Raw genomic sequence first — 19,830 nt, forward strand, 5'->3', positions numbered from 1 at the left:
CGTGTCTACGCTCAACTTATCAGTTGCATTTGAAATGATCACGCAAAGCCGCAAAGATAAATTTTTCTTGGCAACTTTGCGGCTTTGTGTGAATCTTTCTAACTGATTGTTCGGGTACTGAGCTATAGCGTGACTGTTTGGCGAATGGTGCCGGCGCGGGGGTGAACGGCCGTAATTTCCACCTCTGTCCCCGCTTCAGCCTCAATCACCCACTCCACTTTGGTGCGCTCGCTGGTGGGGTCGCCGCTCCAGATGGGGGCACTGCTTTTGTGGTCACGCCCGGTGAGCTGGCCGCACATCGTTTTGGGCTTGCCGCTGATTAGCTTCGCGCCATCAGGCAGGGTGATGTCCACTTCCAGTTCGCGCACCACCTTCATTTTGAGTGCTTGTTGGGTGATGTTGGTGGGTAGCCAGCCACTGTTGTGAACGACGGCCGTTACCTTATGCACATTTTCTGACGATTCTTTTTGCACACTGTGCCACGCCAATTTTGGCGAAACCAGGCAAGAGTAAAGGGCAAAATCTGCCAGCGGGGCAATCTCTTTTTCTAGTAATTTGTACGGCGGATTGCGCCAGGTTACAAAAAAGTCCCAGCCACCAATTTCCACCTTGCCAAGCTGCGGATGGTCAAATTCGTACCACTCCACATACCCTTTGCCGCCCAGCACCTCATCATTCCACTTCATGATGGCCACGTCATCTTCCAGCGGGTGTTCGCGGAACCAATCCATATATTTGTACTCTTTAATGCCTGCCTGCTGCTGAATGCTCCAAATTTCGCAGGTCCAGCCATAGACGCCTAAATATTCGTACATCCAATCGTCAAAGGTCCCTTTGATAAATTCTTTGGGATCATATTTGAAGTCGTGGAAGACGGAGACGGCTTTGTAGCCAGTCAGTTCTTCGGCTTTGTTGCCCAGCTTTTTGTAGGTGTACAAATCCTGGGTGGGCAGCGTGTCGTCGGCTCCTTTTGTGGGGGGGCGCAGGTAAACGCCGCTAAAGGTGTGGAAGCTCACCGAACCGGTGATATTGGGATGGTCGGCAATGAAGCGCAGGGGAGCGGCCGTTTCTGGTTCGCTGCCGGGGTAGTGGCCTGCGCCTGTCTGGTTGGGTTCCCAAAAAACGGGGAACTGCCGATTGAGGTCTAAACCTTGCACAGCTGGGGCAAAGTTGATAGTCACGCCATCATAATTTTGGATGCGTCCCTCTGGAATAAGTCGATAGAAATCACCACCGGGGGCTTCATCTGGCTCACGGGGGATCATCATGCGGGGATCGTCGGGGTTGATTTTCCAGCTACCGTTGGGGTCTTTAAGGCGCATTTGCAGGATACGGCCGTCGCCATCAACATCTTCCTGGTGCAGCCCATCCAGCGCATCCATGCGCGGGTACGGCTTGGTGCTGCTGCGAATATATTTGGGCACGTCTGCCAATGCCCACTCGGCTCCGTCAGGATTGAGGCGTGGCACAATGTAAAAAGCGCGTGTGTCCAGCGCATAGGTTACTTTGTCATCCTGGCCGTATTGCGTTAGCAGCTTGTGGATAAGGTAAAGCGAAGCGGTAGAAGCCGAAACTTCGGTAGCATGGATGTTGCCATCGGCCCAGTACGCTGGCTTTTCGTCGTCTGGACCGGTTTCAAAGTTGGTCACAATCATTAGCCAAATGTCGCGCCCTTCATAGCTGGGGCCAATGCTGATTAGCTTGCATAGGGTGGGGTATGCCTCTGCCCACTGCCGCAGAAAGGCGGTCAGTGCCTCATAGCGGTAGTAGGTATCAAATTTCATCTCTTGGGTCACCGGAAACTCCTTCAGTTGGATTTGTGGGAATAGAAAAGATTATAGCCCGAATTAGGTGATTGTCTAACGTATTGTGGGAAACGGCCGTTGCTAACAATCTGAAAATGAGAAGAAGATCACATTCTCAAATCTGTCATTTTTTGCTTCAATGTAAAGGCAATTATTTTGCTTGAAATGGAGCTTTTTCGATGAACGCAATAAATCAAAAATCCCAAATTGGGCAGGCCGTCACGGAATATGCGTTATTGCTGATGCTGGTGGCCGGCGTCGTCATTTTTGCCCTGGCTTTAATCGGCCCCAAGGTGGCAGACTCGTTTGCTGAAGTATCTGAATGTTTGGCCGGAACCCATCAATATCAATTGGTGAATGGTAGTTTTGAAGATGATTCTTTGATCACCAGTCGCTGGCGTGCTTACGACGCAGGAGCCATCACCGGCTGGGACACAACTGCGGGAGACAACCGGATTGAGATTTGGTATACAGGTTTCTTAGGTGTGTCAGCACCAAACGGCCGTTACCTTGCGGAACTCAACGCCAATCAACCCTCAGCTTTGTACCAGGACATTGAAACAGTCCCCGGCGAGCGCATGGTGTGGTCATTCTCCCATCGTGGCCGCTCAGGCGTGGACACCATGGAAGTTCGCATAGGCCCACCGGGAGCCACCGTTAGCCAGAAGCAGATTTCAACGGGCCGATCTTGGCAACAGTATGACAGTGTATATGAAGTGCCAGAAGGTCAAACAACGACTCGTTTCGAGTTTGCTGCATTACGTACCGCCACTGGCAACTTGTCGGTGGGCAATTTGTTGGATAATGTCCAGTTTGGGCTTGCCTGTGGCTATGAGGAGGATGGCGAATAGCAAAACGCATTTTGGCATTCGTTATTGACAGACGGCCGTTTCCCCAGCAAAATTGCAAGGGGGAAACGGCCGTTGTGTTTTCTCACGACTCTAAAAATAAAAGAAGATTGTTTGCTTACGTAAAAGCGGGAGCAAGGGCTTTGCTTATTTCAGTAACATTCCTGCTTTTACAAATGAGGGCAATAGTACATGAGTGGTTTGGAAAACCAACAGTCAGATAAAAGCCTCCACAATGAAATTGGCCTGCTGCGCCAGCGCATCGCTGAATTAGAAGCAAACCAGGCAGGCCAAGCAGCCACCAACTATGCAGACTTCCTGTTTAAGAACTCTGGTGAAACCATCCTCATCATCGATCCGTACACCATGAAAATTTTAGATGCAAACCCCAACGCTGCTCGGCGGCTGGGCTACCGCCGCTCAGAAATGCGCCAAATGGCCTTAGATGAAATTGAAATGCCCCGTCTGTTGAACGCAGAGGATGCCGAAACCACCTGGCAATCTTCTGCTTCTGGCACCTACTTTTACGAAGGGCAATATCGCCACAAAGATGGTACGCTCATTCCGGTTGAGGTCAGCAGCCGCCTGATTTTTTGGGAAGGGCAGGATGTGCTGGTTAACTTTGCCCGCGATATTCGCTGGCGCAAAGAAGCAGAGCTGGCCTTGCGTCAGGTGAACAACTCGCTGGAACAGCAGGTGCGTGAGCGCACCGCCGAATTAGCTGCCGAAAAAGAAAAGCTAGAAGCCGTGCTCGGAACCATCGTTGAGGCTGTGACCATGACCGATACCGAGCATCAGGTGCTTTATGTAAATAAGGGGTTCGCGACCGTCACTGGCTTCAGTCAAGCTGAGGCGTTGGCTGCCCGCTTCGATACCTTTTTTGACCTGACAGCACAAGAACGGCAGGCACAGGCCGATGCGTTTGGGCTAGGGCTTGCCTGGTCTGGTGAAGTAACGGGGCGGCGCAAGGACGGCCGTAGCTACCCCACCGTGTTAACAATGGTGCCAATCCAGAATGAAAACGGCAAAATTACCGGATATGTCACTAGCCATCAGGACATTAGCCGATTTCAAGCCTTAGACAAGGCACAGTACAGCTTCATCACCAACGTGACGCACCAACTGCGCACACCCCTCACCAATATCAAGCTGTATACCAATCTGCTCGAGGACAGCCTGACCGAGGGCAAGCCACGGCATTACCTAAATGTTTTGCTATCGCAGGCCGAGCGGCTAGAGCATTTGGTCCAAGATATTTTGGAATTGGCCAGTTTGGATAGCTCTAACAATGTGCTTAGCTGGCGAGAAATGAACGTTGCCGAAATGGTTTTCCAGATTTGCCAAGGGAATCAGGCACGTGCCCAACAGAAGCGGCAAACGCTTCGTTGCAACATCCAGGACAATGTGCCCTTGATTATGGGTGATCCCACCCGCTTGCGGCAGGCAATTGGGGAAATATTAGACAATGCCTTTACGTACACACCCACGGAGGGGCACATTCAGGTCGCCGTCGCCGCGCCCGTAGAAGATGATCGCCAATGGATTACGATGACAGTGTCCGATGACGGCCCCGGCATTTCTGAGGAAGAGCAAGCGCACATCTTTGAGCGGTTTTTCCGGGGTGCTTTGGCAGAACAAGGGCATCTTTCAGGGACGGGATTGGGCTTATGCATTAGCCAGCAGATTGCCCAGGCGCATCATGGGCATTTAACGCTGCATAGTGAGCGAGGTGCGGGTGCCAGCTTCACCATTTGGCTGCCAGTGGATGTTTCATGAAGGTCGGCCGTTGCGCTGACGCAAATACCAGGTGAGGGTGACAAAAACCAGTCCGGCTCCCAGCAGTTGCCAGCCAGATGACAGCCGCTCGTTCAGCAGTAAGTTGCCTACAATGAGTGCACTCACCAATCGAGTGGCCATCATGCTGCTCACCAAGGGAGCACCTAACTGCTGAATGGATCGCAGCTGCACCAGATTTGCCCCAAGTAGTACCCCCAGCGCAAATAGCCCAAAGATGATCCAATCAGTTGTCTGCAAATTGCCCCACCGTTGCCAATCTTCCTGCAAAATAACGCTGGTTATGCCAGCAAAGAGGGTGAGCGCGGTTAGGTGCATAATGAGCAATGAATCACCAGACGCCTGATGATTGGTGGTGCGTCGCGTAACGAGCATGTAGAGTGCCAAAAAAATAGAGCTAGCTACTGCCAGGGTGATGCCCAACCAATCGTTTCTGGTGATCATGTCGCCAGAAAGTTCGGATTGGGCTGCACTTTGCAGATTGCCAGACATGAGCAGCAACGCGCCCAACAGGCACAGCGTTAATGCTTTGAACGTATAGCGCGGTAGCTTTTCACGCAGCACCAGGCGACTTAGCAAAGCCACAATGAATGGCGTCATCAGGTAAATAAGCTGGGCATAGATGGCTAGTGTGTAACGCGTGGCCAGCAGGTTGGTGACACCCCGCAGAACGACCAGGCTGCCAAATAACCAAAGCAGCGGCAGCCGAAAGATGCGCCACTCGATTCGCCGCCAGCGGGCAGCTAGTACCAACAGCAGCACCAGACAGTTGCCCACAGCCAGCAGCGACAGGCTGGGAATGAGGCTAACGGTTTGCAGATAGCGTAAAAATATGGGGTAGGCACCCCAGCCCAATTGGGAGATGATGGCAAGGGTGAGCCATTGCCAGGAGGAAACGGCCGTCCCTACACCGGATTCTTTGGAGGTTGGTAGCATAAGCGGTGGATTATGGCACGGCGCAAATGGATTGCGCAACAAACGCGCCAACTCTTTGACAGGGAAACGGCCGTTTGCTAGAATCTGCTAGCTATTTTGTTTGACAGTGGCCCCGTTCGTCTAGCGGCCTAGGACGTAGCCCTCTCAAGGCTAAAACACGGGTTCGAGTCCCGTACGGGGCATTACAAGGCTTCATCCGCAAGTGGGTGAAGCCTTTTTGCTTTATCTTTGCTACACTTAACTTTGTTAAGAATCTATCTGAAAAAGCCACAGGCTTGTGCTGAGCGAAGTCGAAGTAGGAAAAAGAGATATCTCAGGAATAAACCTTCATCTCAAAAATCTCTATGTACTCTGTGGCCAATATTCGGACAGGTAGTAAGTAAAAGCCAAATGTACGCTCAATCCAATTCAAAACTCTTTTTGGTTTTTACAGGGATCAATTATATGGCCGTAGGGCAAAACGGGACGCCAGCAGAATACAACTTTGTGGAGCGTGCGCCACAGTTGAATAGTGTTCACCTGCCAAACGGCCGTTCGCACCAACCCCCTGCCCAACCAGAGCCAGAAACTCAGCCAGACCCCGCCAAAACCGATCACAACTTTCGCAGCAACGGCCGTTTTCGGCGTATTCTCATCTTCTTTGCCCGCGTTATTTTGCACCTCATCCTTTGGGATATTTTGGGTGGACGTGTGCCGCTGCTGCGAACGGCCGTACGCCAAAGTCGGCCTCGCCGCTTCCGCCGCTGGTCCCACGCCTTTCGTGAATTGGCCCTGGATATGGGCGGCGTGATGATTAAGCTAGGGCAGTTTTTGAGTGCCCGAGTCGATGTGCTGCCCCCGGAAATTACGGAAGAGCTGCAAGGGTTGCAGGATGAAGTAACGCCAGAAGAAACGTGGCGCATCATGTCTGTTATTCAGGCGGAGTTGGGGGATTCAAACAAACGCTTTGCCGAAATTGAAGAAGCACCGCTGGCGGCAGCTTCACTGGGCCAGACGCATCGTGCCTGGCTGCTGCCCCAAAATGGCGACAGTGCGCGAGGAACGGCCGTTGTCATCAAGGTGCAGCGTCCCAACATTGCCGCCATTGTGGAGACCGATTTAGCCGCCTTACGCATTGTGGCCCGCTGGACGATGCGCTACCGACCCATTGCCCGCCGTGCCGACGTGCCCGCCCTGATGGAGGAGTTTGCCAAAACGCTGTGGGAGGAGCTGGATTACCGCGCCGAGGTAGACAATGCCGAACGCTTTGCCGAGATGTATGCCAACGATCTGCGCGTGTACATTCCGGCGATGATGCGCCAACATTGCACCGACCGCGTCATTGTGATGGAAAATGTGGAGGCTCCCAAAATTACCAACGTGGCGGCGATGGAAGCGGCTGGCATTGATCCTGCCGAGGTGGCCGAGGCATTGCTGGATGTCTATTTTGATCAGGTATTCCGTGAAGGCTTTTTCCATGCTGATCCACATCCGGGCAACCTGTTTGTTTGTCCGCGACCAGACATCCCCTGGCCGCCAGAAGAGAGCGTTGCAGGCCAGGGCGGACGGCCGTTCTGGATTATATTTGTTGACTTTGGCATGGTGGGACGTGTGCCTACCTTGATGGGAGACAATTTGCGACAGGTGCTCATTAGCGTGACGCAGCGAGACGGCCGTAAACTGACCGAAGCGTACCAAAACCTGGGATTCTTCCTGCCGGGGGCCGACTTGGTACGCATTGCCGAGGCGCAAGAGGCGGTGCTGGATCGCATTTGGGGGCGCAACTTGCTGGATTTGGCACGCCCAGACCCAGCTGAACTGGAAGAGCTGGGGCAGGAATTCCGCGATTTGCTGTTTGATTTTCCCTTCCAGATTCCGCAGGATTTTATCTACTTGGGGCGAGCGTTGGGCATTGTTTCCGGGCTGGTATCCCAGCTAGATGAGCAGATTAACCCCTGGTATTACATTGAAAAGTATGGCGAGGCATTGGTCTCTAGCCAAGAGGGGCAGCGGTTTGGCCTGGAGACGGCTTGGGCATTGGTACGGCCGTATCTAAACACACCCGGCCAGGTAAAACGATTACTCACGTTGGCAGAAAACGGCCGTTTGCGTACGCAATCAGACCGGGAAACATTGCGCCAATATGAACGCATCGAGAAGCGCATTGGCCAGCTAGGGTGGAGTATTTTAGGGGCAGCAGGGATGCTCTCTGGCACGCTGCTTTACTTGAACCGTAAAAGGAAAGAGGAGTAGCAAGTGTGCAAGTTTGCAACTCTTTCCACTTGCACACCTGACGACTTGCAAACTAAACCGTCGTATCTTCTACACTCGCTTCAGCGGCCACGCGCTGAACCGCCTCAATGCCGCTCTGGCACGTCCGTTTATTGGCATACATTTGGCTTTTACCAATGACCTGCTTGTTGGCGGCTAGCAGATTAAAGTGAAACTTGCCGTTAGATGCTTCTTTAATCTCAAATCGGTCCGCACTGGTGCCGTTGTTCTTCACCGATTCGATCCCGTTTTTGCAGCTGGCCTTAGATGCATACCCCTGACTAGACAAGATATTTTGTCCGTTGCGGGCGGTGAGCCGGAAGTAATGCTTCTCGTCATTGCCTTGGTAAATTTGAAATTTAGGATGGTTCATGAAATCGCCTCCATTAGGTTGTGGGGTTTTACTAAAAAGAAGTTGTATATATACTGCTTTCTTTGACGCGCTCGTGGCAAAATCGTCACATCATTCCTCCAAAAACTCAGCCTGAACCCACCCCAAAATGCCGCTGACGGTGCGAACTTCCCGCCACAGAATGCCGCCCTGGTTGGCACGGCCGTTTTCCAAAATCACCGTCTCATTATCCTGTACAATTACCAACTGCTGCCCACCGGGAGAACGCCGTACCCAAAGCGTGCTGCCGTCGGTGCTGATGGTGGCTGTGATGCCCTCGATAGGTGTGGGGGTGGTGGTTGGGGTTGGTGTGTCGGTGGGCAAGGGCGTCGCGGTTGCGGTAGCCGTTGGGTCTGGGGTGGTGCTGTCTATCTCAGTCACGGTGGGCACCGACGTTTCCGTAGCGATGGCTCCCGGCGTGGCAGATGGACCTGCCCGTTCAGGCGTGCTGGTCATGGTCACTTCTTCGGTGGGCACCTCGTCGTTGCTGCTGGCGGGCGGCCCGCCAAACGCGCCGCTAGAAGGAGTCTCAGTGGTGCGGTCGGTTGGGGTGTCTGCATTTGTGGTGGGAACGGCCGTTGCTGGCAAATCACCCATAGCACCCGTGTTGGCAGAGGTTGCAACCAGCTCAGCAATTTCGGCCGTTGGCGTGATGGTTGTTACCGCTGTGCCGTTATTAATTGGTACCCCTGCCAAAAAGAAGCCCAGCATCAGGATAAGGCTGGCCAGGGCATAGCCAGTAAACAGCTTCACCCGCAAGTCCAGCCGGTACCCGGCCAGGCCCAGCCGCAGCAAGGCACGGGGCGATTGGGCCAAGTAGGCAAAAATGGTCATGAGTAAGGCCAGAACGGCCGTTACGCCCATGCCAATCAACGTCCAAGTCGGAAAACCCATGCCGCATATTATGGCAAATCACATAAGCACAGGCAAAGTAGGCACTTTGTTTCGTACCGATTGCTCATTTGGTGGTTATGCAAACCACTGGACGCTGGTATAATTCTGCTGAAACAACCAATCAGAAGCACTTTGCAAAAATCCGCAAAATCTGCGGCATTTTCAACCCAAGACGGAGTTTTTCTATGACCAACCAATACGATCTTGTCGTTTTAGGCGCGGGGCCTGGGGGCTACGTTGCTGCTATTCGCGCTGCCCAGCTGGGCCTCAAAACTGCCATCATCGAGCGAGAATATTGGGGCGGCGTTTGCCTCAACATCGGCTGCATCCCTTCCAAAGCCTTGCTTAAAAATGCAGAACTGGCGCATACCTTGCAGCATCGCGCCAAAGAGTTTGGCTTCTCGTTTACCGATTTGCAGCTAGATTACAGCGTTGCCTTCAAGCGCAGCCGCCAGGTCTCTGGCCGACTGGTGAAAGGCGTACAGTTTCTCATGAAGAAGAATAAAATCGATGTGTTCGACGGTACGGGCAAGCTGACCGATGCGAACACGATTCAGGTAACCTTAAACGACGGCGGCGAGCAAACCGTCAGCGGCCAAAACATTATCATTGCCACGGGTGCCCGCCCGCGGTCTATTCCTGGCGTGGATTTTGATGGCGATAAAGTCATCTCCTACATTGACGCAATTTTGAGCGACAATCCACCCAAGAAACTGATCATTGTGGGTGGTGGCGTGATTGGCGTGGAATTTACCTACATGTGGGCCAACTACGGTGTAGACGTCACCATTGTGGAGATGATGGATCGCTTGCTGCCCAATGAAGAGCCAGAAATCAGCAGCGTGCTGGAGAAGGCGTACAAAAAGATGAAGGTGAACCTGCACATGAACAGCCGCGTAGACAAGATTGAAACAACTGCGGACGGGGTTGCGGTTGCACTGGCCGATGGCACGAAGCTGGAAGGGGATAAGGTGATGTTAGCCATCAACTTTGCCCCTAACGTGGAAAACATTGGGCTGGAAAGCGTGAGTGTGCAGTTAACAGACCGGGGCGCGATTGCCGTAGATGACCAGATGCGTACCAATGTGCCCAATATTTATGCTATCGGCGATGTGGCCACGGAATACCGCTTGGCGCACATCGCTTCGGCAATGGGGCTGGTGGCGGCAGAGGCGATTGCCGGACATGAAACCCACGCGCTCGATTACCGGATGATGCCTCGCGCCACATACTGTGTGCCACAGGTGGCTAGCTTTGGCTACACGGAAGCGCAAGCCAAAGAGGCTGGGTATGAGATCAATGTTGGGCAGTTCCCCTTCCAGGCCAACGGCAAGGCGTTGGGATTGGGCGAACGGGATGGCTTCATTAAGATCATTGCCGACAAGAAGTATGGCGAGATTTTGGGGGCGCACATGGTTGGCCCAGACGTAACGGAGCTGCTGCCGGAGCTGACGCTGGCGCATAATGCGGAACTCACGGCCGAAGAGATCGCCCGCAACGTCCATGCCCATCCCACCTTGAGCGAGGCACTGATGGAAGCGGCCCATGCGGTTGAGGGTGAGGCGATTCATATTTGATTTTTGGCCACAGAGGGCACAGAGGTTTTTGAGATTTCGAGAGCCTGGGGGCGTTTGTTCTCAGGCTTTTTTTGTAGGTTTGGTGGTGGGGGCGGCTCGCGAGCCGCCCTTACAGCATGGGTTTAGATTTTGCTTGAACAGATTGTGCCATTGGTTGCGCGAGCGATTGCAGCCCGACTCCCTTTGCTGGACGGCCGTCACGAAACGGCCGTTCGCCTGTTCAATGGTTTTTTGGAGGGGTGTCCCCAGTTGGTGGTGGAACTTTTTGGGGAAACGGCCGTGCTTTACAACCATGCCCACTCACCGGAAGAAGCTGCTGATCTGATGACGGCCGTTCAGGAACTGCTGCGTGAGCAATTGTCCTGGCTGCAAGCGATTTTGCTCAAAACCCGCAACGGTTCTGACGAGGAAACGCGGGGCATGTTGCTGTGGGGCGACCACCTCACGACCAAAATTCGCGAACATGGCGTGCGTTATGCGCTCGATTTAACTATGAACCAGGATGCCAGCTTTTACCTGGACACGCGCCACGTGCGCCGCTGGGCATTAGACAATCTGGCAGGCAAAATGGTGCTGAACTGTTTTGCCTACACGGGCAGCTTGGGCGTCGCGGCTCAAGCTGCCGGGGCCAGCCGCGTACTGCACACTGATCTCAATAAACGGTTTCTGAACGTTGCCAAGACATCGTACACGCTCAATGGCTTTCCAATTGACAAAAAATTGTTCCAAGCGGGGGATTTTTGGCGCAAGGTGAGCCAATTGAAGCGGGCAGGGAAACAGTTTGATTGTGTCTTTCTCGATCCGCCGTTTTTCTCGCAAACGGCCGCAGGCACGGTTGATTTGAATCAGGGGATGGCGCGGTTGGTAAATAAAGTACGGCCGTTGGTCAAACACGGTGGTCACATCGTTGCCATCAACAACGCGCTGTACGTGAGCGGAGCAGACTACTTGGCCGAGTTAGAAACACTAAGTGCCGACGGCTACGTGGCGATAGAGCAGCTTATTCCCGTGCCGGAGGATTGCACGGGCTACCCCCACACCCAAACCACGCCACCCGTTACAGACCCCGCCCCCTTCAACCACAGCACCAAAATCGCGCTGCTCAAAATTTTTCACCAAAAGAATTGACATGCTTGCTAGTCAACTTCAATGCATAGCTATTTTGGATGGCGATGGCATTATTCAATTTGGTTCAACTCCCACCCAATGGCTATTTGAGTCGCAGACCGCGTTGGCTGCTTATCATGCCCAAATTAGCCTGGACTCACGTTCTCTAACGCCTGCAGTTGATGGTGCATCATTTGTTCGAGCTTACTCTGATACGTCAGTTCATGTGCCGCCGCCAGGCTTGGGGCTACATCTTGGTAGAAGCGAAAAAGCACAAGAGCGGCCTGGAGCATCGTCTTGTACTCCATTGCGCAAAATGTGGTGTGTAAAGGCAATAAGGCTTCGAGGGGCAGAGTCTGCTCGATTTTGAAATAAGGTTCTCCTCCCCCAGCATAGGCGTCCGAAAAATCGTGTTTCAAACGTGCCAAAACAACGCAAATCTGACGCATTGCCTCTATTTGCCCATAAGCAAACCAGAGGTGCCTACGCCCCATTGCCTTAATGAAGTGAGACATTTCATGCCAGAACCAATCAATCTGTTGACGTAATACCACATTTTGTTTGGCTTGGTCTACGATACGTGTTGGGAATTCTCTTTCACTCAGGAAATTTTCCTTGTCCAGTAGAACAAGGTATGGGTCGGCATAGATGTTATTGAATTTGTTCTGGCCGCTAAACCAAATATCGACCTCTGCCCCATTGGCAAAGATGATACATGAGACGTGACCAAAACGTTCTATAAATAAGGGTTCACCCAGTAAGCGGATAAAGTTGTCGTGCTCAGCCAGGAACTTTTCGTAGGCCCCATCTGTCGTGATAAGGAAGAGATCAAGGTCAGAGAATTTGTCACCCTTGCCTGTGGCATGGGAACCACCCAACAATGCAGCCAAAATACGTTCATCCGACTTACAAACTGCCAAAAACCGGTCTATGATTTCCCGATAATTATCTGGAAGTTGCACATCATCTAAATTCATAGTGACAAATTCCTTGCTTTTGACGCGCTTGGTGTGCTGGAACCTTCCCCAAGGCTCCTCGATAAAAAGTGCGCAACAGTGTGACGCTCACATAAAGGCAATCAATCTGACGCGCGCACTATTCACCGCAAACGGCCGTTACTTTCAGCACCCGTGTGCCGTGCGTCGCGGTAAAATCAAGGTAGCCAACCGTCGTGCCCGGGCCAAGAATCGAATACATCTGCACCTGATCCAGGCCAATGTGCGAGATGCTATCTTCCCAGGTTTCAATGGCGCGGGCAACGCTGTGGATTTCTACCAGCCACAGAAAATTGAGCGCGTTCAAATTAATATCCTGCCCATTCGACAAAATAAGGTGAATATCCCCGTTTTCTTCATACGCCGAGGAGACCTGGAGCAAATTTTGGCCCATTGTCCAATTGGCTAAATCCATTTGCGGGCAACTGTCGCAGCCGAACGGATCGGTGGTGTATTGGCCGGGGGTGAGCAGTGGGCAGCCGTTGTAGTTACCGCCAATAAGTGCCAATGGGTTGCCCGGCAAGCTGCTTGTGGGTGATGGCAACGGTGTGGAGGTAAAAAGTATGGGAGTTGCTGTTGGGGGCACGGCCGTATGGGTCATGGTCGGCGTTGGCGTTTCAGTGGGTGTGGCGGTGGCAGTTGGCGTCGAGGTGCTGGTAGCGGTGTTAGTGGGCGTCGCGGTGGACGTGTTTGTCGGCGACGGCGTGGCAGTTGCCGTTGCCGTGTTGGTGGGGGAGGCCATTTCTGTGGGAACGGCCGTTGTAGCTATTGGCGTGTTGCTAGGTGCAATTTCAGCAACTGATTCGGGTTGAGAAACGGCCGTGCTACAGGCAGCCAAACAGATTATCAGAACACAGAAAATTACTATTTGCTTAAACCACATCATTCTCGTCCTCTTCCGCAATGTAGTCACTTGAATGAATCTTGAGTTCCATAATCACTAGCGACACATAATCACCTGCTCACCTTGTCATCCATCCGTGTCGTACAAAGCCGTCTCTGCCCCCATCATCTGCCGCATGAGGTCGTTGCCTTTGGGCATCAGCGTAATGCGCGTACCGTCTTTGAGCATATTTTCGGTTTCCAGAATTTCAAACATTGCCTGCGCCACTTCGGGGTCTGAATTGATCTCGCTCAGGGCTTCGCCCACAATTTGCGGCCGCATCGCCTGTGCCTTGGCAAACTCAATGGCCGCCCGCCGTTCGGCCGAATTGGTAATGATGCTCACCCGGTTGGTGCCATCCTGCCGAATGGCTGACGTGACCTGACGCAGCCGATTGACCACCTTCTCCTCAATTTGCTGAATCATCGCCCGATCCCGGAAATGCACCTTGCGAATGTAAACCGAACCGAGCCGGTAGCCCCACTCCTCTGATTTGGGCGACACCTCGGCACGGACGGCGCGGCTCATGGTGTGGCGCGTTTCCAACATGCCGTCCAGCGGCATGTTGCTCAGGGTGCGTACCGTAGCGTTGCTCACGTTTGCCGCCAGCGAGCCAGCCGGGTCGCTGTTTTTGAACAGATACGCCACCGGATCGCTAATCTTCATCTCGTACCAGACGCCAATGCCCATTGGCGCACCCTCTTCCGAGTTGACCGGGAGGCTGCGTAGATATCGTTGATCCAGGCGCATGTCTAAAACGTGCCGCTTGCCCAGCGTATTGACCAGCAAGGCACTCGGCCCCATTTTGAGCCACAAAAAGTAAAGCCCTGGCTCTTCCAGCACGCCCACCACGTTGCCAAACAGTGTATACACATGCGCCGTGCCTTCTTTCACGATGGCATACACGCCAAACAGCCGCAAGAAGAAGCGAAAGATCGGTTCACCAATCAAAAAGAAAAGAAAAAAGCCAAAAGCGGTAGGCAAAATCAAGAGCAAATCATTCATTTTTCCACCTCCAAAATCACATTTTCGGCTTTGGTGAAGAGAGAAAGCCGCACATTGCGCAGATACGCTTGCAGGGCATCAGGGCCGTTCTTTTTGATCATGGCCAATTGCTCTGCCAGCGATTGAAGTGGCTCCACCTCTGCCTGGGCGCGCAGCGTTTCAATTTCGACAGCCCGCTTGGATTGCACGATAGTTTGGTCTGCTTGCGCTTTGGCCAGGCTGATGTCTGAGGAGACTTCATTGTGCGCCGTGTTGATGGCTGCCAGGGCAGATTCTACCTCGTGCGGCGGGTCGATGCCGGTGATCAGGGAAGCATCTAAATCGACGCCATAGCGGGCCGAGGCCGAAGCGCATTCCTGCTCCATGAAGGTGTTGATTTCGTTCAGATTTTTACGCAAATCATTGATTGAAACCCCGCCGATAAGCCCAGCATCCAGCTCAACATCATCTTCTTCGATGAGGGTGGAGTTGGGGGATTCAAAGCTGGCGATGCGCTGACGCAGGATGGCAATGAAGTAGCCCATCACGTGAACCACGGGGTTTTTGACGCCGAACAGGTAAGCATACAGGTTGCGCTCGCTGGGCTGGTACCGAATTTGCCCGGTTAGGCCAATGTTGAGCTGGTCTTTGGTCACGGCATCGAGGATGGTGCCGTTGTGGTTGGCGGTGGGGGTTTCTAAATCGAGCGCCATGTTGATGGTTTCGGTGGCGACGGAGATTTTGTGGACTTTTTCCCAGGGCCAGCGAAAGTAGGGGCCGCCGGGCTTGATCACCTCTACCAGCGGATAGATATATCGTTCTTTATCTTTTTCGTTGAGTACTTCGGCGATGGGATCGTCGAGGGTTGTGCCTTTGCCCAAGCGGACGGCACGGCCGAATCGGGTTTTCACGGCGCGTTCGTTTTGGTCTACCGTGTAGAAGCCAAAAATGACGTAGCGCAGGAAAAACCAGCCGAGGAAGCCCAGGATGAAGGCGGGAATTATCACTTCCATCTAATTTCTCTCCTGTGTTTTGGCCACAGAGGTCACAGAAGATGTTGGTAAAAAACACAAAAGTTTTCAAAACTTTTGTATTCTTTGCTCCGATGAACCCGTGGCTGTTTGGGGAAATAAATGTTCAACCAAAATCGGTAACATCATAATGGATTTTAGGGCTTGTGGGAAGCAGCATGGCGTGAATGGTTTGTTATTGATTTCTGCGTGCCGCTACCCAGTGCCGGACGGTGATGAGCAACCAGCGGGCGCCGATTATCATGACGGCCGCAACCGTGTTAAAAAAAATATCCCGAATGTCAAAAACGCGGTTGGGCAGGATGGCCTGAATGGTCTCATCTAGAAATCCGAGGCAAAAGGAGATGATGAGTGCCAGGAGGGCGGGGTTGGGGTGGAGACGGCCGTTTCCCTTCCGTTCAAGCAAGGCCTCATGAACCAACGCCGCCACCAAACCATACTCAAACAGGTGGGTGCGTTCTTCCAATGTGCCGATTCTAAGCCACGCGGTCACATAAATGATGAGAACGCCCATCCCTACGGCAACCTCAGCACGACCCGGACGGCTTCTAATGAAGAGAATGGCAACCACCACCATCGCCACAAACAGCGCAAAGAACATATTGTCTCTGAGGCGGCTTTGCTCGCGCAGCGCAGCGGCAATGGCCGGCGCACGCCCCAGCGTGGCGTAGATGCCTGCTAGGACGATACCCAGGGCAAACCAGAGTCGGCGTTCTCTTACAGAGCTAAAGATAGTGTTCATAATGAAGGGTCGCACCCCAGCATGCCCCCAGAGTAGGCAGCCATGGAGGTCTGTATCTACGCCACGAAATTCTAACGAGTGAAGAATCTGCGGCTACATTTTTATAATTGTGGCGGCGTGTAAATAAGATCGGGCGTGAGTTCGGCAATGGTGGTGCAGCCGCATTGGGCCATCACGTTGCGTAGTTCATCGTGGAGGATTTGCAGGATGTGCTGCACACCTGCTTCGCCGCCGACGGCCAATCCCCAGAGGGGAGCGCGGCCCAGGGCGACGCCATTGGCACCCAGGGCTAGTGCTTTTAGTGCGTCCGTGCCGCGCCGGATGCCGCCGTCGAGGATGAGTTCAGTTTGGTGGCCGACGGCTTGGGCAATGGCTGGCAGAGCTTCGATGGGAGTAACGGCCGTATCCAACTGCCGTCCACCATGATTAGACACAATTACCCCGGCTACGCCCGCGTCTGCGGCGCGTTGAGCATCGTCGGCACGCAAAATGCCCTTCACCCAAATGGGCAACTTGGTAAACGAGCGCAGCCAGGTGATGTCGCCCCAGGTGAGGCCGGGATCGAAATTTTCTTCCACCAGATGCAGCAAGGTACTGTTGTCGCGGCTGACGCCAGGACGGGCGAGGTTGGGCAGGGGCAGGTCGGCTGGAATGCTGAAGTTGATCCGCTTGAGGTTCTCACGTAGCCCCTGCACCGGCACATCCACCGTGACAACTAGCGCGGTGCAGCCTGCGGCTTCGGAACGCTGCACAATCTCTTTGCTCCAGGCACGATCCCGAAAGATGTAAAGCTGAAACCAGACGGGGTGGCCAACGGCCGTTACTTCGTCCACGCTCACCGAGGATAAGGTGCTAAGAATTTGCGGCATCCCAAACGCAGCAGCGGCGCGGGCGGTCGCCAATTCGCCGTCAGGATGGCCCAGCTTGTGCATGGCAGCCGGGGCAATGAGGAAGGGAGACGGCCGTTTCTCACCCCCAATCACAGTTTCTAATGAAATCTGGCTCACATCCCGAAAGATGCGTGGCAGTAGCTTGATGCGATCAAACGCCGCCCGATTCTCATGCAGCGTCAAATTGTCCGCCACGCCGCCGGCAAAATAAGCATAATACGGAGCCGCCATTTTTTCTGCGGCCGCTTGTTCGTAGTCGTAAATGTTAAGTAGACTCATTTGGTTTCACTTTGGGGGTTATTTTGACGCAAAGAACGCAAAGATTGTGAAGGCGCAAAGATTTTCTTTTCCCTTAAATCCTTTTGCCCCTTCGCGCCTTTGCGTCAAATAATTGCTATTTAAGGTTCTTGATCGCACTCAAAATGGAAGGCTTGTTGTGCAGTTCCCACTCGTCGGCGGTGAAGCGGTAGTAGATGACGCCATTGATGGGCATGAGCGCGGTCTCGTTGTAGGCGCGGAAGTGGGCGGCGGCGCGGCGCACCCATTCTGCCCCTTTATTTTCTTGCCAGCCTAGCGTGCGGCCGTCGTTGTGCCGCTGTGGGTTCACCTCCGTAGCAATGACGGGCAGCGTCCAGAACCGCTCTGGCACAACGGCCAATAGCGGCTGGTACGATTTTAGATGCAAATATTGCCAGCGGAGCGGATCGTTACTGAATTTGGCGTCGCTGTCTACGTTGTTGGGATTGCTGTCTTGCGTTTTGGGATGCACGGTGATGAAATCGGTGCCTGTCAGGTTGTTGAGGACGCGCTGCCAATAGTCGCGGCTGTCGCTGCCGGGGCCAAAGTAGGGATCGATGGCCTGCACGCCCAGGCGCACCCCGGCCGGCTTGCGCTGCCAGACGTCGTTGTAGGCGCGGGCGTACACCTCTGGCGTGATTTTCTGGCCGTTGACGCCGCCGGGGAACTCTTGGGGATTGTTAGTCTCGTTGCCAAAGATGAAGCCCCAGACGCCTTTGCTGCGCCGCATGGTCTCTACGCAGGCGTCTAGATACCGTTGAAAATCGGGCGAATCGGGCGCGGGCTGGTTGCCTTGCGGGTGGAAGCCGTAGTTGAGCCGGATGAGCATTTTGATGCCCGCTCGTTCATATTGCGTCATGTCCTGCGGAGCCGGGTTGGTGCCTAGCCCGATGGCGTGTAGCGACCAGCCCTGCATGCCGTTGCGTTTCATCCAGTCGGCCCCATCCAAATTGTGCATACCGAAGGAAACGGCCGTGTCCACCCGCTTGATCGCCTCTTTAGGCACGGCCACCGGGTAATAATCCTGGTTGCGGTTGCCCAACAGCCGCATGACGGTGCCGTGATTGACGCGTCCCAATTTTTCCTGGAAGGAACCGGGCGCGGCCCGCAAATTGATGAAGTTGGTTTGCACGCGAGCCACCATCCCCTTCTTTTGGATACTGCTGGCAAAGGCCCAGCCAGAAACCAATTCGCCGGTGGGCGATGGCCAGCCATCCTGCAAATGAATGAGGAACGGTTCTGGGTCGATCAGGTCGTGGGGCTGGGGCGTTTCTTTGCGCTGGGAGGCACCGTCCAGGTAGAGGCTGAGATGCAGGTGGCTACCCAGATGTGGCTCAGTGGCAGTGGGTTTGGGCCAGACGTTGCCGGTGCTGTCGGCGATGCCGATGAGCTGCCCGCCGTGCACAAAATTGCCCGCCTTGAGGTCTGTGCTTTTCAGATGGGCATAGGTGGTGCGGTAGCCGTCGGTGTGGCGTAGGTAAACGGCCGTACCATAATTATGCCCCTCGCTCACATCGCGCACCTTAATCACCGTTCCGTCGGCGACGGCAAAAATTTTGGAGCCAAATGGAGCCACAATATCAACACCATCATGGCCAATGAGGGGAGGGTCGTAATTTTGTGGATTTTGCAGAAACTTTTGGCCGATGGTTTTGTGTTCAGTTGGCCAATGAGTAAAGATGAAGCTGCCGCCGCTGATCGCTTCTGGCGTCACAAACCGCTGCGACTCAAAGCGAATGCCCCGCTGGCGCAGCCAGGCAAAAATATCGCCGCTCCACCGCTCGCCAGACCAAACCACCACTTTGCTGCTGTCGTCCCCGGCAAACATGAGCGCGTGGGCCACGTCTGCGCTGTAGGTGAAGGCAGAGCGGGTGGGATGCAATTCGGCCGTGACCTGCTTCAGTTCTGGCAAAGTGGTGTCTTGGGGCAGCAGGTGAATGGTGTGCTGAATGCGAAGGGGTAGGGTGCGCGGACCGGGCTGGCTCACGTGCCCCGCCACGCTGCTGCCGTCAAAATTGCGCGCCTCGGTGCCAATGCCCCGCCGGTGCAGCCAGTTAAAAATCGCCCCATCCGCCCCCCACCGTTCTCCGGCCCAGCACACAACGACGCTGTTGTTATTGCCCGCGTGCGCCACGGCTTGGGCAGCGTCGGCACTGTAGGTGAAGGCGGAGCGGGTAGGGTGCAGCAAGGCGACCACCTGGTCCAGTTCGGCCGAGGAGGTGTTTTGCGGCAGCAAGTGGATGGTGTGCTGAATGCGGGAAGGCTGGGTAACGGGCATGGGCTTCTCCAAAATAATTCAGTTGGTATACAAGTTGAGGAATACGAGGAATATGATAGCAGAAACGGCCGTATCCCCAAATCATAGAAATCAAATTAGTAACCAGGGCGAGGCGGTGGCGTTGATGT

16 protein-coding genes and 1 tRNA gene are annotated in these 19,830 nt (G+C 53.9%); 6 read left to right on the forward strand and 11 right to left on the reverse strand.

Translation table 11 applies throughout. The annotated features are described in order from the left end of the window. Positions 1–122: 122 nt before the first annotated feature. Positions 123–1,796, reverse strand: a complete 1,674-nt coding sequence (locus tag ACOQPU_RS22200) for a M14 family metallopeptidase (RefSeq protein WP_420642022.1) — start codon at positions 1,794–1,796, stop codon at positions 123–125. Positions 1,797–1,984: 188 nt separating this feature from the next. Here ACOQPU_RS22200 and ACOQPU_RS22205 point away from each other — a divergent pair, with 188 nt between their 5' ends. Then, positions 1,985–2,656, forward strand: a complete 672-nt coding sequence (locus ACOQPU_RS22205) for a hypothetical protein (RefSeq protein ID WP_420642023.1) — start codon at positions 1,985–1,987, stop codon at positions 2,654–2,656. A gap of 189 nt (positions 2,657–2,845) precedes the next feature. Beyond that, entirely contained in the window at positions 2,846–4,429 is a 1,584-nt protein-coding gene (locus tag ACOQPU_RS22210) for an ATP-binding protein (RefSeq protein ID WP_420642024.1), read from the forward strand. Here ACOQPU_RS22210 and ACOQPU_RS22215 read toward each other — a convergent pair. Continuing rightward, positions 4,424–5,422, reverse strand: coding sequence for a DMT family transporter (locus ACOQPU_RS22215; RefSeq protein WP_420642025.1), 999 nt, complete (start codon positions 5,420–5,422; stop codon positions 4,424–4,426). The two genes, ACOQPU_RS22210 and ACOQPU_RS22215, sit on opposite strands and share 6 nt — an antisense overlap. 70 nt (positions 5,423–5,492) lie before the next feature. On the opposite strand from ACOQPU_RS22215, the gene ACOQPU_RS22220 reads away from it, so the two are divergent. After that, positions 5,493–5,565: transfer RNA gene (locus tag ACOQPU_RS22220), tRNA-Glu, on the forward strand. A 262-nt stretch (positions 5,566–5,827) separates the two neighbouring features. Next, positions 5,828–7,615, forward strand: coding sequence for an ABC1 kinase family protein (locus ACOQPU_RS22225; protein ID WP_420642026.1), 1,788 nt, complete (start codon positions 5,828–5,830; stop codon positions 7,613–7,615). A 52-nt stretch (positions 7,616–7,667) separates the two neighbouring features. On the opposite strand, the gene ACOQPU_RS22230 is transcribed toward ACOQPU_RS22225, so the two are convergent. Both ACOQPU_RS22230 and ACOQPU_RS22235 read right to left on the reverse strand, forming a co-directional pair. Then, positions 7,668–8,006, reverse strand: a complete 339-nt coding sequence (locus ACOQPU_RS22230; RefSeq protein ID WP_420642027.1) for a YegP family protein — start codon at positions 8,004–8,006, stop codon at positions 7,668–7,670. Between the two features lie 90 nt (positions 8,007–8,096). Then, a complete protein-coding gene (locus ACOQPU_RS22235) occupies positions 8,097–8,918 on the reverse strand; it encodes a hypothetical protein (protein ID WP_420642028.1) in 822 nt (273 codons plus the stop codon). Between the two features lie 185 nt (positions 8,919–9,103). Here ACOQPU_RS22235 and lpdA point away from each other — a divergent pair, with 185 nt between their 5' ends. Continuing rightward, positions 9,104–10,495, forward strand: coding sequence for a dihydrolipoyl dehydrogenase (gene lpdA / locus ACOQPU_RS22240; RefSeq protein WP_420642029.1), 1,392 nt, complete (start codon positions 9,104–9,106; stop codon positions 10,493–10,495). Between the two features lie 129 nt (positions 10,496–10,624). Further along, positions 10,625–11,623: a class I SAM-dependent methyltransferase gene (locus ACOQPU_RS22245; protein WP_420642030.1), complete on the forward strand. Its 999-nt coding sequence runs from the start codon at positions 10,625–10,627 to the stop codon at positions 11,621–11,623. A gap of 125 nt (positions 11,624–11,748) precedes the next feature. Here ACOQPU_RS22245 and ACOQPU_RS22250 read toward each other — a convergent pair whose 3' ends face one another. From ACOQPU_RS22250 to ACOQPU_RS22280, 7 genes are all read right to left on the reverse strand, one after another. Next, entirely contained in the window at positions 11,749–12,579 is an 831-nt protein-coding gene (locus ACOQPU_RS22250) for an aminoglycoside 6-adenylyltransferase (protein WP_420642031.1), read from the reverse strand. Positions 12,580–12,697: 118 nt separating this feature from the next. Further along, entirely contained in the window at positions 12,698–13,435 is a 738-nt protein-coding gene (locus tag ACOQPU_RS22255) for a hypothetical protein (protein WP_420642032.1), read from the reverse strand. A 132-nt stretch (positions 13,436–13,567) separates the two neighbouring features. Beyond that, positions 13,568–14,485 carry an SPFH domain-containing protein gene (locus ACOQPU_RS22260; RefSeq protein ID WP_420642033.1) on the reverse strand — a complete coding sequence of 306 codons (918 nt, stop codon included), beginning with the start codon at positions 14,483–14,485 and terminating at the stop codon, positions 13,568–13,570. Beyond that, a complete protein-coding gene (locus ACOQPU_RS22265; RefSeq protein WP_420642034.1) occupies positions 14,482–15,477 on the reverse strand; it encodes an SPFH domain-containing protein in 996 nt (331 codons plus the stop codon). Before ACOQPU_RS22265 ends, ACOQPU_RS22260 begins: the two co-directional genes overlap by 4 nt. Positions 15,478–15,670: 193 nt before the next feature. Continuing rightward, on the reverse strand, positions 15,671–16,237 hold the full coding sequence (locus ACOQPU_RS22270) for a VanZ family protein (protein WP_420642035.1): 567 nt from the start codon (positions 16,235–16,237) through the stop codon (positions 15,671–15,673). 101 nt (positions 16,238–16,338) lie between these two features. Further along, positions 16,339–17,406, reverse strand: a complete 1,068-nt coding sequence (locus tag ACOQPU_RS22275) for an alpha-hydroxy acid oxidase (RefSeq protein WP_420642036.1) — start codon at positions 17,404–17,406, stop codon at positions 16,339–16,341. Between the two features lie 115 nt (positions 17,407–17,521). Then, positions 17,522–19,702, reverse strand: a complete 2,181-nt coding sequence (locus ACOQPU_RS22280) for a peptidoglycan DD-metalloendopeptidase family protein (protein ID WP_420642037.1) — start codon at positions 19,700–19,702, stop codon at positions 17,522–17,524. Positions 19,703–19,830: the final 128 nt, after the last annotated feature.

Source organism: Candidatus Leptofilum sp. (genome assembly GCF_965223285.1).
Lineage (GTDB): Bacteria > Chloroflexota > Anaerolineae > Promineifilales > Promineifilaceae > Leptofilum.

What these genes read in the sequence shown, in the direction of transcription:
- ACOQPU_RS22275 (WP_420642036.1), bottom strand. Translation starts at nt 17,406, where the DNA reads ATGAGTCTACTTAACATTTACGACTACGAACAAGCGGCCGCAGAAAAA.
- ACOQPU_RS22235 (WP_420642028.1), bottom strand. Translation starts at nt 8,918, where the DNA reads ATGGGTTTTCCGACTTGGACGTTGATTGGCATGGGCGTAACGGCCGTT.
- ACOQPU_RS22270 (WP_420642035.1), bottom strand. Translation starts at nt 16,237, where the DNA reads ATGAACACTATCTTTAGCTCTGTAAGAGAACGCCGACTCTGGTTTGCC.
- ACOQPU_RS22250 (WP_420642031.1), bottom strand. Translation starts at nt 12,579, where the DNA reads ATGAATTTAGATGATGTGCAACTTCCAGATAATTATCGGGAAATCATA.
- ACOQPU_RS22280 (WP_420642037.1), bottom strand. Translation starts at nt 19,702, where the DNA reads ATGCCCGTTACCCAGCCTTCCCGCATTCAGCACACCATCCACTTGCTG.
- ACOQPU_RS22230 (WP_420642027.1), bottom strand. Translation starts at nt 8,006, where the DNA reads ATGAACCATCCTAAATTTCAAATTTACCAAGGCAATGACGAGAAGCAT.
- lpdA (WP_420642029.1), top strand. Translation starts at nt 9,104, where the DNA reads ATGACCAACCAATACGATCTTGTCGTTTTAGGCGCGGGGCCTGGGGGC.
- ACOQPU_RS22210 (WP_420642024.1), top strand. Translation starts at nt 2,846, where the DNA reads ATGAGTGGTTTGGAAAACCAACAGTCAGATAAAAGCCTCCACAATGAA.
- ACOQPU_RS22260 (WP_420642033.1), bottom strand. Translation starts at nt 14,485, where the DNA reads ATGAATGATTTGCTCTTGATTTTGCCTACCGCTTTTGGCTTTTTTCTT.
- ACOQPU_RS22265 (WP_420642034.1), bottom strand. Translation starts at nt 15,477, where the DNA reads ATGGAAGTGATAATTCCCGCCTTCATCCTGGGCTTCCTCGGCTGGTTT.
- ACOQPU_RS22205 (WP_420642023.1), top strand. Translation starts at nt 1,985, where the DNA reads ATGAACGCAATAAATCAAAAATCCCAAATTGGGCAGGCCGTCACGGAA.
- ACOQPU_RS22225 (WP_420642026.1), top strand. Translation starts at nt 5,828, where the DNA reads ATGGCCGTAGGGCAAAACGGGACGCCAGCAGAATACAACTTTGTGGAG.